Genomic DNA, 12,569 nt, shown 5'->3' with positions numbered 1-12,569 from the left:
GGCTTGGGAGACAGCATCGCCCAGACTTTGATCAGCAATCATCCGGCCCCATTGGAGTATGTAGGTGTCAATGATTCTTTCGGAGAATCCGGAACGCCCACCCAATTGCTTGAAAAGTATGGCCTGAATGCAGAAAATATTGTAAAAGCTGCCAAGAAGGCCTTGAAGAGGAAATAGGAATAAAAATAAAAAGATCAGGCACTTACACCTGATCTTTTTTTATGTTCTTATCAAGAATAGAATTTATCACTCCATCTAATTTCGTTCTGAAGTTGCTTGAGATTACTTTCTTTTCCTATAGTAATGTTTTCTACTCTAGCAATTTTTGCAAAATCATCCAAATGCTCAGTAGTCAGGCTTTGACTGAAACAAGTATGATGTGCTCCTCCCGCATAGATCCAACCGGCACAAGCTGTACTCATATCCGGTAAAGGTCTCCACATGACCCTGGCGACAGGGAGTTTGGGCAGCGGATTTGGGATCTCTACTGCATCCACCTCATTGACCACAAGCCTAAACCTGTTTCCCATATCTACTAAGGAAGCATTGAGGGATTGGCCTGCTTTTCCATTGAATACTAACCTTACAGGATCTTCTTTTCCTCCGATACCTAATGGGTGTACTTCACATGTAGGCTTTCCTGATGCCAACACAGGATCTACTTCCAGCATATGGGCTCCCAAAACCATATTGTTGGATGGTTCGAAGTGGTAAGTATAATCCTCCATAAAAGCATTGCCTCCCTCTAGTCCAGTTCCCATCACTTTCATTGCCCGCACCAAAGCGGCTGTTTTCCAGTCGCCCTCTCCAGCGTAGCCATAACCTTCCGCCATCAATCGCTGAGTAGCAATTCCAGGAAGTTGTTTCATTCCGTGCAGGTCTTCAAATGTATTGGTAAAACCCTTGAACCCTCCCTCTTTTAAGAAATTCCGCATTCCAATTTCTATTTGGGCGGCATCTATGAGGGAAGATCTTTTTGCAGCATTCACCTTTAGGTTATCAGCCAAGGTGTAAGTCGATTCATATTCCTCAATCAGTGTTTTTATTTCAGTCTCCGTGGCCGCATTGATGTAAGCAACCAGGTCACCGACTGCGAAAGTGTTTACCGCAAAACCAAACTGAAGTTCGGCTTCTACCTTATCACCTTCCGTCACTGCCACATTCCTCATATTGTCACCAAATCTCGCAAATTTGGCTCCTTGCCAATCTGCCCAAGCTGCAGCAGCTCTTGCCCAAGTATCAATTTGGTGAATGACTTTAGAGTCCTTCCAATGACCAACTACTACTTTTCTTTCGATTTTCATTCGTGATACCAAAAAACCAAATTCCCTATCTCCATGGGCACTTTGGTTGAGGTTCATGAAGTCCATATCTATAGATTCCCAAGGAATATCACGGTTGAATTGTGTGTGGAGGTGAAGCATTGGCTTCTGAAGAATCTTCAGTCCTCTTACCCACATTTTGGCAGGAGAAAAAGTATGCATCCACGTAATAATTCCTATACAGGCCTTATTGTGATTTGCTTCCTCGCAAACAGCAAATATTTCTTCCTGAGTTTTGACAATTGGTTTGTATACGATTTTTACACTCAAACCTTCAGATTGGTCAAGTGCAGAGGCAATAGTTTGGGAATGTTCTGCAACTTGACGGAGTGTTTCTTCTCCGTAAAGGTGCTGGCTTCCCGTTATCAACCAGACTTCGTTATGTTTGAGAGTTTGCATGCTTGATTTAGTTATTGATTTTTTAAAATAATATCCAGAAGAATGATAAAACGCGGCAATCAAAATTATATCTATAGAGATATTTTGAATAGGTTTGCTTATCAAATAAACTGGATCAGTAGATAATGATTTTTGATCAGTAGTCTTCTTTGTATCTGGGTACAATTTTTTTTCCCAAGTTGAATGACAAAGACCACAGCATTGAGTTGGATTCTAATCCAATGTGGGATCAATTCATTGCCGGAAATATCCCCAATATTAATAAGTGTTTTTTACACACCTCTTATAATGTAGAAAAAATCTTGAAATTTTTTATTCGTTCAAGACATTGAGGTCGTTTTTTGAGACGAAATTGAGGAAATTTTCAAAGTTGTTTTTATAGACTGTTTCATCCAATGAATAGTAAAAAGCTCCTTTTTTACTTGAAGATTTATCCTTTTCTTTTTCCTTTTTCAGCAGATTGGTAGACAGGAGTTTTCTGGTAAAATTCCTTTTATCCATTTTAATGTCATAAAGTCCCTCATACAATGTCTGAAGTTGAGGCAAGGTGAATTTTTCGGGTAAGAGTTCAAAAAGAATTGGGTGAAGTGCCGCTTTGTACCTAAGGTTATTTAAGGCTGTGGTTACCATTTCCCTATGGTCGAATATCAATTGTGGCAATTCATTCATAGTAAACCACTGGGCATGAAAGCTATCGTCTATTTGTTGTTGGTATTTTTTGATATCAATAAGGGCCACATAGGCGACAGCTATCACGCGTTCGATTGGATCTCTATCAGGTTCGCTGAATGCTTGAAGTTGTTCCAGGTATACATCCTTTAGACCAGTAAGTTGGTTCAATACCCTTTCAGCTGCCATGTCTAGGGTCTCTTCAGCTCTGACAAAACCACCCATCAAACTCCATTTCTCTTTTTCGGGAGCAAATCCACGCTGTATTAAAAGAAGTTTATACTGTTCTCCATCAAAACCAAAAATGATGCAGTCAACCGCCACTAGCAGTCTCAATTGATTGGAATATTTCATTTTTACTTGAATTTCACTTTAGTCAACTCGAAACAAAATTCTAATATACCATAATCAATTGCATATTTGGTAATCTTAAGGATACAGGTAACCTAAATGAGGATTTTTTTTAAGGTTTAATGAATGTTTTCCAGAAAAAAAGGGTCGGGGCAAAGTATTTAGTGTAAAAAATACATTTATTTTTGGCTAGTATTTACTTGTTTGTAAATTACACAGTAATTGCGTCAGTTGAAAAGTGAGTCAACCCAAATCAAGGATTTGCTATCAGCTGTTAGATACAATGAGTGCCAATACAAATAGTAACAATAAATATCATAACCTGAAATAATGAAAAAAAGAATCAATCTCTGTATGTCAGTATTTCTACTGACCCTTGTTCCTTTTATGGCATTTGCTCAAAGCAAGCTTGTGGTCAATACCTTACAAGAGGAGTCTACTATCAACAAACACATATATGGTCATTTTGCAGAGCATTTGGGCAGAAATATTTATGGTGGCATTTGGGTGGGACCGGATTCTTCTGTGCCTAATGAAGATGGCTACAGGCTAGACGTTATGCAGGCCCTGATTGATTTGGAAATCCCAAATTTGAGATGGCCTGGAGGCTGTTTTGCAGATGAATACCACTGGACTGATGGCATAGGAGACCCTGCCGACAGGCCCAAAATGGTCAATACGCATTGGGGTGGTGTGACAGAAGACAATTCATTTGGTACGCATGAGTTCCTGAATTTTGTCAATAAGATAAACACAGAAGCCTATATCACTGGAAATGTTGGTTCTGGATCTGTGGAAGAAATGTCCAAGTGGATCGAGTATATCAATTTTGACGGGGTGAGCCCAATGGCAGAACTGAGGAAGAAAAACGGACAAGAGGAGCCGTGGAACCTGACGTATTGGGGGGTAGGAAATGAAAGCTGGGGTTGTGGTGGTAACATGACTCCTGAATACTACGCCAATGAATATAGAAGGTATGCCACATATGCCAGAGATTATGGGGGCAATAAACTTTATAAAATAGCCGGAGGTGCCAATAATTGGGACCTGAACTGGACTGAGGTTTTGATGAAAACCATTCCTTTGGAAATGATGGATGGCTTATCCTTGCATTATTACACTGTGACTGGATCATGGGAAAACAAAGGTTCTGCAACTGATTTCGACAAGGAAGAATATTTGGAAACCTTGAATAAGGCTGCTGTTATGGATGATTTGATTGCCAAGCATAGTCAGATTATGGACAAATATGATCCTGAGAAAAAAGTCGGACTTATCATCGATGAGTGGGGTACTTGGTTTAAGGTAGAGCCTGGTACAAATCCTGGATTCTTGTATCAACAAAACACCATGAGGGATGCTCATGTTGCGGCGATTACCCTGAATATTTTCAACAAACATGCCGATAGAGTCCACATGGCCAATTTGGCCCAGACGGTAAATGTCCTTCAGGCCATCATTCTGACTTCTGAAGATGACATGATTTTGACTCCTACTTACCACGTCTTTGATCTCTACAAGCCACATAAAGACGCCAAGTTGCTCCCGCATTTTTTAGCTACTGAAAAAGTGGTATTTGGTGAGCAAAGTATAGAAGCATTACAGGTTTCCACTTCAAAATCTGAAGATGGAACCATCAATATCAGCATCGCGAATGTTCATCCTGATAAGAAAATTGAAATAGATGTAGACTTGATCGGTATGAATGCCACAAAAGCAGAAGCTGCTATGGTATCTGCACCTCAAATCGATTCTTACAATACTTTTGAAGATAAGGATGTCGTGAAGAAAGAAGCTTTCAAGGATTTTAAACTAAATAAAAACAGCCTGAAAGTTACAGCACCTGCGAATTCAGTCATCATGATCCAAGTCAAATAATTATTATGAAAGACAAATTTGTAATTGGGCTCGACTACGGTACTGATTCTGTCAGGGCTGTTTTGGTCAATACAACTGATGGAAACTGCCTTGCCAGCCATGTGTATTGGTATCCGAGATGGAAAGAGGGGAAATACTGTGATCCGGTTTCCAATCGGTTCAGGCAACACCCTCTTGATCATCTTGAAGGCCTTGAACAAACCATCAAATCTGTTTTATCAAAATCAGATGTGGACAAAAATCAAGTGAAAGCCATTTGTGTGGACACTACTGGTTCTTCGCCAATGCCTGTTGATGAAGCAGGGCAGTCATTGGCTTTGAAGCCTGAATTTGAAGACAATCCAAATGCCATGATGGTACTTTGGAAAGACCATACAGCCATCAAAGAAGCTGATGAAATCAATCAAATCGCCAGAACTTGGGGAGGTGAAGATTTTACCAAATACGAAGGAGGAATTTATTCTTCGGAATGGTTTTGGGCCAAAATTCTCCATGTGATCAGAGAAGATGAAGTGGTAAAAAACGCAGCATTTTCTTGGATGGAGCATTGTGATTTTATTACTGCCCAGTTGATTGGATGTAAAAACCCCTTGGCATTGAAGCGTAGCCGATGCGCGGCGGGGCATAAAGCCCTGTGGCATGAAAGCTGGGGTGGATTGCCTCCCAAGGAATTTCTCTCAAAATTCGACCCTTATTTGGCAGAATTAAAGGATAGGCTGTATACAGAAACCTTTACTTCTGATGAAATTGCAGGAAACTTGAGCAAAGAATGGGCTCATAAACTTGGTCTTTCTGAAGAGACAGTCGTAGCTGTAGGTACATTTGATGCACATGCAGGAGCAGTAGGGGTGGAGATCACCGAGAACACTTTGGTAAAGGTAATGGGTACATCTACTTGTGATATCATGGTGACAAATAAAGAGGCTCTGGGAGATAAATTGATTCCAGGAATCTGCGGTCAGGTAGATGGATCGGTTATACCTGGGACAATCGGTTTGGAAGCTGGACAATCAGGTTTTGGTGATGTCTTGGCTTGGTTCAAAAACCTTTTACTGAGACCGTCTTTGGAATTGATTGAGTCCAGCCCCAGTTTGGATGAAGAACAAAAGAAAAATTTGAAAGCTGAATTGGATGATCAATTGCTTATCAAATTATCCGAAGAAGCCCTTTCCATTCCAATTGAAGAGTCTCAAGTGGTAGCACTGGACTGGGTCAATGGAAGGAGGACACCTGATGCCAATCAAGCACTGAAAGGAGCTATCAGGAACCTGAATATGGGTTCAGATGCTGTCAGGGTATTCAAAGCACTGGTAGAAGCAATCAGTTTTGGCTCAAAAAGTATCGTGGAAAGATTCCGTCAGGAGGGTGTTCAGATTGATGCAGTAATAGGCCTTGGAGGAGTTGCCAAGAAGTCAACTTTGGTGATGCAGACCCTCGCTGATGTGCTCAATATGCCGATCAAAGTCGCCAGTTCAGACCAAGCACCTGCCCTGGGAGCCGCTATGTACGCTGCCGTGGCAGCAGGAATTCATCCCAATACCGAATCAGCAATCCAAGCCATGAGCAATGGCTTCGATAAAGTCTATCACCCCATCCCAGCCAATGTTCCTGTGTACGAAAAGCTTTATGGGGAGTATGTGGGGTTTGGGAAGCTTATAGAAAATGATTTAAGATTTTAGAAGGTAGATTTTAGATTGAGAAAGCAGATTGTGTTATTTTAGATGGTCTTTCTATATTTTTCATTTCTAATTTTTACCGATATGCAAAATTTGCTGAAACAAAGGACAAAGCGATTTGCTCTTGATATTATTGAACTTGTAGAATTTCTGCCCAAAGTTCTGTCTGCTAAAATCATATCTTACCAGCTCGTAAAATCAGCAACATCAGTAGGTGCAAATTACAGAGCTGTTTGTAGGGCCAGAAGTGACAATGAATTTATTTCAAAAATGCAAATTGTATTGGAAGAAGTGGATGAAAGCGGCTATTGGTTAGAATTGATTCAAGAAAAGGCTTGGGCTGATGTCACCAAATTGCTTCAAGAAGCAAATGAACTAACAGCAATTTTCGTCAGTAGTCTAAAAACCATAAAGAACAAGTCAAACCCAAAACCTACCAACAAACCCCAAATCTAAAATCTAAAATCTAAACTCTACCCTTATAAATGTACAAAAACCTAAAAAAAACCTGTTACGACGCAAATATGCAACTACCCCAACTGGACTTGGTGGTATATACTTTTGGAAATGTAAGTGCCGTGGATAGAGAAAAGGGTGTCTTCGCCATCAAACCTAGCGGCGTGCCATACGAGGACTTAAAAGTTGAGGATATTGTTATCGTTGACTTTGATGGTAAGGTGGTGGAAGGTGAAATGCGGCCTTCCTCGGATACCAAAACGCATGCATTTTTATACAAGCACTGGGAAAATATAGGAGGGATCTGTCATACCCACTCTACTTATGCAGTATCATGGGCTCAGGCGATCATGGATATCCCGAATTTTGGTACCACACATGCAGATCATTTGACAGCTGATATTCCCTGTGCCCCACCAATGTCGGATAAACTTATTGAAGGGGATTATGAATACAATACCGGCCAACAGATTTTGGATTGTTTTGCCGATAAAAAACTAAGTCCAGATGAAGTGGAAATGATTCTCGTGGGAAGTCACGGACCTTTTGCATGGGGAAAAGATGCCGCCAAGGCGGTTTACAATAGCAAAGTTTTGGAAGAAGTCGCCAAAATGGCTTACCTGACACTTCAGATCAATCCAAATGCGGTCAGATTGAAAGATGCCCTGGTAAAAAAACACTATGAACGCAAGCATGGTAAAGATGCCTATTATGGACAGGGATGTTAACATGAAATACAAAATGAAAAATACTAAAAAACTCAAATCAGCAATCTTTTTGACATTCCTGATAGCTACTATCTGGGGTTGCACAAACAACAAATCTCAAGAAAAAGAAATGGTCCAAGAAAATGAAAAATTTGAAGTGGAAGTAAAGGAAGTAGAAGTTGGAAATCAGAAAGCAAAATTGTTCCACATTGACAATGGACAAGGCATGAAAGTGGAAATTTCCAGTTTTGGAGGCATCATTACCAAAATCCTCGTGCCTGATAAAAAAGGCAACAGCGAAAATATTGTCCTGGGCTACGCAGACCTTTTGGGTTATGATAGCAACGATTATTATTTCGGAGCAGCTATAGGCAGGTTTGGCAATCGGATCGCTGAAGGGAAATTCGAATTGGATGGGAATTCTTATCAATTGGCAACCAATGACGGTGACAATCATCTCCATGGCGGTATGAAAGGTTTCAATAGGGTAGTCTGGAATGCCGATTATGAACAAAAGGAAACATCAGTTTTGGTAAAAATGTCATATACCAGCATTGACGGTGAGGAAGGTTACCCCGGTAACCTAGAAACGACCTTGAGTTTTGAAATTACAGATGACAACAAAATCTTGTTGGAATTTAAGGCGCAGACGGATAAGCCAACAGTCGTCAACCTTACCCATCATGGATATTTCAATTTGAGTGCCATGAAAGAAGATGTCTTGGAACATCAATTGACCATCAATGCTGCTAAATATACCCCAGTAGATGATGGCCTGATCCCTACAGGCGAGCTGAAAGAAGTGAAAGAAACCGCTTTTGATTTTCAAACTCCGCATACGATAGGTGCCAGAATAGGAGAGGTACCAGGTGGCTATGACCATAACTTTGTAGTGAAGGAAAATCACTCCGAAGAGTTAGTAAAAATGGCTGAGCTATACCACCAAAATTCGGGGAGAATGATGGAGCTTTATGCAGATTCACCTGCTGTGCAGTTTTATTCAGGAAACTTCCTTGACGGAAAGGTAACCGTCGATGGGGTCACTTATTCTCAGCACATGGGCCTTTGTCTGGAACCGCAGACCTTCCCAAATGCACCAAATGAGCCATCATTTCCTACATCCAGACTTAATCCAGGAGAAACATACTCACACAAGATCCAATATGTATTTGGTGTCAGATAAAAGTCAGTATTACTGAATTTGATAACAAATACTTGACCTCAAACCTAAGCTACACACCATGAAATTCACAATAATCTTATCAATTCTATTTTGTACCAGTATCTGGATACCGCAAAATCCAGACTTAACCCTTGACACAAGAAAAGATCCTGTTTCCTTGAAGGAAGCTGCCAAAAACCATTTTAAAATAGGTGTTGCTCTCAATGAAAGGCAATTGAATGGCATGGATGATAAAGCGCTAGAAATCACAAAACAGCATTTCAATGCCATTGTGGCCGAAAATTGTATGAAAAGCGGGCGAATTCAGCCTGTTGAAGGAGAGTTTGTCTGGGAACATGCAGATAGATTTGTAGCCTTTGGGGAAGAAAACAATATGGAGATCAATGGGCATACATTAATCTGGCATTCTCAAGCTCCAAGATGGTTTTTTGTAGATGATGAAGGGAACGATGTATCCAAAGAAGTATTGATTGAAAGGATGCGGACGCATATCAATACAGTAGTAGGTAGGTACAAGGGAAGGGTTCATACTTGGGATGTTGTCAATGAGACTATTTTGGATGATGGATCATGGAGGCAAAGTAAATTCTATGAAATCATAGGAGAAGATTTTGTAAAAATAGCTTTCACTCTGGCCCATGAAGCGGATCCTGATGCGAGGTTGTTTTACAATGACTATTCCATGGCCAAGCCTGGGAAGAGAGAAGGAGTGGTGAAAATGGTGTCCAACCTTCAAAAACAAGGGGTAAAAATTGATGGGATCGGTATGCAGGGCCATGTTGGCTTGGATCACCCTTCCTTGGAAGAGTTTGAAAAAAGTATTCAGGCGTTTGCAGCCCTTGGACTTGAGGTGTTGATTACAGAAATGGATGTCTCTGTGCTTCCAAGTCCTTCAAATCATCAAGGTGCAGAAATAACTGATACTTTTGAATATCAAAAGGAAATCAACCCCTACACTGAAGGACTTACAAAAGAAGCTGAACAGGAATTTCATGACCGTTATATGGACTTTTTCCGATTGTTTGATAAATACAGTGATCATATTACAAGAGTGACCTTTTGGGGAGTGACTGATGGACATTCTTGGAAAAACAATTTTCCTGTAAGGGGCCGGACAGACTATCCTTTGCTTTTTGACAGGTCCTATCAAGCCAAGCCTGTAGTTAAATCAATTGCAGATTTCTTGCAGAACCCTTAAGCCAAAACCGATACTAGTGCTGTTTCAACATGTAATCACCTTAATATGAGGGTTCTATATACCTGGTTCTTTGCGTTGATTTTGTTTCCTGCCCTTTTGTTCGCTCAGAATGAAAGGGCTAGCAACCCAATAATTTTTGCCGATGTGCCGGACCTATCTATGATTCGCGTTGGAGAGACCTATTACATGAGCAGCACCACTATGCATATGTCTCCTGGAGTGCCTATCATGAAGTCATCAGACTTGGTCAATTGGGAATTGGTCAATTATGCGTATCATACTTTGGTGGACAACCCTGCCATGAATCTTGATCAAGGTCAAAACAGCTATGGAAAAGGATCTTGGGCTTCCTGCCTCAGGTATCATGACGGCATTTTTTTCCTAAGCACATTCGCCGCAACTAGTGGGAAAACACATATTTTCAAAACCTCAGACATAGAAAATGGTACTTGGGAAGAGATTAGTTTTGAGCCTTCCTATCATGACCACACTATATATTTTGATGAAGACAAGACCTATATGATCTGGGGAGCGGGTGATCTCATGATTGTAGAGTTGGAGAAAGACCTCAGCGGCGTGCTAGCAGGTAGCGAAAGGGTTTTGGTGGAGAATGCAAGTGTTGTAGCTGGAGAAAATATAGGTCTTCCGGCTGAAGGTTCACAGATTTTTAAAAAAGACAATTACTATTACCTCCTAAATATTACCTGGCCTAAAGGCGGAATGCGGACCGTTTTGGTTCATCGTTCTGAAAAAATAACCGGCCCCTACGAAGGAAAAGTTGCACTTCACGATAGAGGGATAGCCCAAGGTGGATTGATAGACACTCCTGATGGTAATTGGTTTGCTTATCTCTTTAGGGATTATGGAGCTGTAGGAAGGATTCCTTACTTGGTGCCAGTTGATTGGGTCGATGGCTGGCCTGTATTGGGTGAGGAAGGAAAAGTACCTGATTTCCTTGATTTACCTTCGGGAAAAAGAGGTATTCCCATGATAGTTGCCACCGATGATTTTGTAAGGGAGGACCATGATTATACCCTTCCATTGGTATGGCAATGGAATCACAATCCTATCAATACCCATTGGTCACTCAAAGAAAGACCTGGCTTCTTGAGATTAAGAAATGACAGGGTTGATAGCCATGTATTGGAAACCAGGAACACATTGACCCAAAGGACTTTTGGGCCGAAAAGTAATGCAATCACCAAACTGGATTTTACTGGTCTAAAAGAGGGTGACAATGCAGGAATGATACTCTTACAAAAAGAGTATGGCTTTATTGGTGTGAAAAGGGCAAGTGGGAAAAGCAATTTGATAGTAGAAATCAGTGGAGAAATCACTGCACAGATTCCTTTGGAGGGAAATATTGTTTATTTAAAGGCTGCCTGCGATTTTGAAAACATGAAAGATCAAGCCAGATTTTATTATAGTCTGGATGGAGAAAATTGGGAACAGATCGGTGATATTTTATCCATGAAATACACCCTCCCTCATTTTATGGGATATAGGTTTGGTCTTTTTTCATTTGGAACCCAATCAAAAGGTGGATTTGCTGATTTTAAATTTTTTAAAATAGAGGGGGAAGGAAGAAATGATGAAGAATGAAAAGGTCTGTGGCCTGTGGTATCTTGGACTTTTAATTTACGAATTACGAGGGGCAAATCGGAGGGATAGCTGATTAGCTTAGGAATTGAGATTTGAAATAATATCGAATTTCGAATGATGGATGATGAAGGATGAAGGAAAAGAAAGGATGAGGGCTGATGGATGAAGGATGAAAAGGTCTGTGGCCTATTTATTTACGAATTACGACCTATCCTTCCGCGAGGGAAGTTTACGAGGCTTTTTACAGAATTAAGACTAGATGGATTTGCAAACATTGAATTAGGAAAAATATCGAATGATGGATGATGAATGATGAATGATGAAGGAAAAAAAAGTATGAAGGCTGATGGATGAAGGATGAAAAGGTCTGTGGCCTATTTATTTACGAATTACGACCTATCCCTCTGCGAGGCAAGTTTAAGAGGCTTTTTACGGAAGTAAGACTAGATGGACTTGCAAATATTGAATTAGGAATAATATCGAATGATGGATGATGAATGATGAAGGAAAAGAGAGGATGAAGGATGAAAAGAATCGCATAGATAGGTGATGATGTTTGTCTGAGACCCCAAAGGGGTCAAATTTAAATAGCCTCGGGTTGAAACCCGAGGATTATGATTAGCATTCTGATTTTGGTTTTTGGCCGCAAAATGCTAACTATTGAACAATGCTTTTCGCCAAAAACAGGGATGAGGAAAAATAATTATGAAGGCTGATGGATGAAGGATGAAAAGGTCTGTGACCTATTTATTTACGAATTACGACCTATCCTTCCGCGAGGGAAGTTTACGAGGCTTTTTACAGAATTAAGACTAGATGGATTTGCAAACATTGAATTAGGAAAAATATCGAATTTCGAATGATGGATGATGAAGGAAAAAAAAGTATGAAGGCTGATGGATGAAGGATGAAAAGGTCTGTGGCCTATTTATTTTCGAATTACGACCTATCCCTCTGCGAGGGAAGTTTACGAGGCTTTTTACAGAATTAAGACTAGATGGATTTGCAAATATTGAATTAGGAATAATATCGAATGATGGATGATGAATGATGAAGGAAAAGAGAGGATGAAGGATGAAAAGAATCGCATTGATAGGTGATGATGTTTGTCTGAGACCCCAAAGGGGT

Annotated in this window: 9 protein-coding genes and 1 pseudogene; 8 read left to right on the top strand and 2 right to left on the bottom strand. The window is 40.4% G+C overall.

Features of this window, described 5'->3' with window-relative positions; all coding sequences use genetic code 11:
- Positions 1-177: pseudogene (locus tag CLW00_RS21735) on the top strand (transketolase family protein); the annotation flags it as partial.
- A 53-nt stretch (positions 178-230) separates the two neighbouring features.
- Here CLW00_RS21735 and araA read toward each other — a convergent pair.
- A complete protein-coding gene (gene araA, locus CLW00_RS20890; RefSeq protein ID WP_106135661.1) occupies positions 231-1,721 on the bottom strand; it encodes an L-arabinose isomerase in 1,491 nt (496 codons plus the stop codon).
- A 312-nt stretch (positions 1,722-2,033) separates the two neighbouring features.
- Positions 2,034-2,744 carry an NUDIX hydrolase gene (locus CLW00_RS20880; RefSeq protein ID WP_106135659.1) on the bottom strand — a complete coding sequence of 237 codons (711 nt, stop codon included), beginning with the start codon at positions 2,742-2,744 and terminating at the stop codon, positions 2,034-2,036.
- Between the two features lie 327 nt (positions 2,745-3,071).
- On the opposite strand from CLW00_RS20880, the gene CLW00_RS20875 reads away from it, so the two are divergent.
- The 7 genes from CLW00_RS20875 to CLW00_RS20845 all read left to right on the top strand — a co-directional run bounded on the left by CLW00_RS20875 (position 3,072) and on the right by CLW00_RS20845 (position 11,441).
- Positions 3,072-4,619 (top strand): alpha-N-arabinofuranosidase, encoded by a 1,548-nt coding sequence (locus CLW00_RS20875; RefSeq protein ID WP_106135658.1) that lies wholly within the window; start codon positions 3,072-3,074, stop codon positions 4,617-4,619.
- Positions 4,620-4,624: 5 nt separating this feature from the next.
- Positions 4,625-6,298, top strand: coding sequence for a ribulokinase (locus CLW00_RS20870; RefSeq protein WP_106135657.1), 1,674 nt, complete (start codon positions 4,625-4,627; stop codon positions 6,296-6,298).
- Between the two features lie 81 nt (positions 6,299-6,379).
- On the top strand, positions 6,380-6,751 hold the full coding sequence (locus tag CLW00_RS20865; protein WP_106135656.1) for a four helix bundle protein: 372 nt from the start codon (positions 6,380-6,382) through the stop codon (positions 6,749-6,751).
- 29 nt (positions 6,752-6,780) lie between these two features.
- Positions 6,781-7,479, top strand: a complete 699-nt coding sequence (locus CLW00_RS20860; protein ID WP_106135655.1) for an L-ribulose-5-phosphate 4-epimerase — start codon at positions 6,781-6,783, stop codon at positions 7,477-7,479.
- A 13-nt stretch (positions 7,480-7,492) separates the two neighbouring features.
- Complete coding sequence (locus CLW00_RS20855; protein WP_245917440.1) at positions 7,493-8,641, top strand: aldose epimerase family protein; 1,149 nt, start codon at positions 7,493-7,495, stop codon at positions 8,639-8,641.
- Between the two features lie 58 nt (positions 8,642-8,699).
- Complete coding sequence (locus CLW00_RS20850) at positions 8,700-9,839, top strand: endo-1,4-beta-xylanase (protein WP_106135653.1); 1,140 nt, start codon at positions 8,700-8,702, stop codon at positions 9,837-9,839.
- A gap of 45 nt (positions 9,840-9,884) precedes the next feature.
- Positions 9,885-11,441: a glycoside hydrolase family 43 protein gene (locus CLW00_RS20845; RefSeq protein ID WP_106135652.1), complete on the top strand. Its 1,557-nt coding sequence runs from the start codon at positions 9,885-9,887 to the stop codon at positions 11,439-11,441.
- The last annotated feature ends 1,128 nt before the right edge of the window (positions 11,442-12,569 follow it).

Source organism: Mongoliibacter ruber, from assembly GCF_003003005.1.
Lineage (GTDB): Bacteria > Bacteroidota > Bacteroidia > Cytophagales > Cyclobacteriaceae > Mongoliibacter > Mongoliibacter ruber.
Note: the sequence above shows the minus strand (reverse complement) of the source record. Positions and strands in the feature narration are given on the sequence as shown.

What these genes read in the sequence shown, in the direction of transcription:
- CLW00_RS20880 (WP_106135659.1), bottom strand. Translation starts at nt 2,744, where the DNA reads ATGAAATATTCCAATCAATTGAGACTGCTAGTGGCGGTTGACTGCATC.
- CLW00_RS20855 (WP_245917440.1), top strand. Translation starts at nt 7,493, where the DNA reads ATGAAAAATACTAAAAAACTCAAATCAGCAATCTTTTTGACATTCCTG.
- CLW00_RS20860 (WP_106135655.1), top strand. Translation starts at nt 6,781, where the DNA reads ATGTACAAAAACCTAAAAAAAACCTGTTACGACGCAAATATGCAACTA.
- CLW00_RS20875 (WP_106135658.1), top strand. Translation starts at nt 3,072, where the DNA reads ATGAAAAAAAGAATCAATCTCTGTATGTCAGTATTTCTACTGACCCTT.
- CLW00_RS20870 (WP_106135657.1), top strand. Translation starts at nt 4,625, where the DNA reads ATGAAAGACAAATTTGTAATTGGGCTCGACTACGGTACTGATTCTGTC.
- araA (WP_106135661.1), bottom strand. Translation starts at nt 1,721, where the DNA reads ATGCAAACTCTCAAACATAACGAAGTCTGGTTGATAACGGGAAGCCAG.
- CLW00_RS20865 (WP_106135656.1), top strand. Translation starts at nt 6,380, where the DNA reads ATGCAAAATTTGCTGAAACAAAGGACAAAGCGATTTGCTCTTGATATT.
- CLW00_RS20850 (WP_106135653.1), top strand. Translation starts at nt 8,700, where the DNA reads ATGAAATTCACAATAATCTTATCAATTCTATTTTGTACCAGTATCTGG.
- CLW00_RS20845 (WP_106135652.1), top strand. Translation starts at nt 9,885, where the DNA reads ATGAGGGTTCTATATACCTGGTTCTTTGCGTTGATTTTGTTTCCTGCC.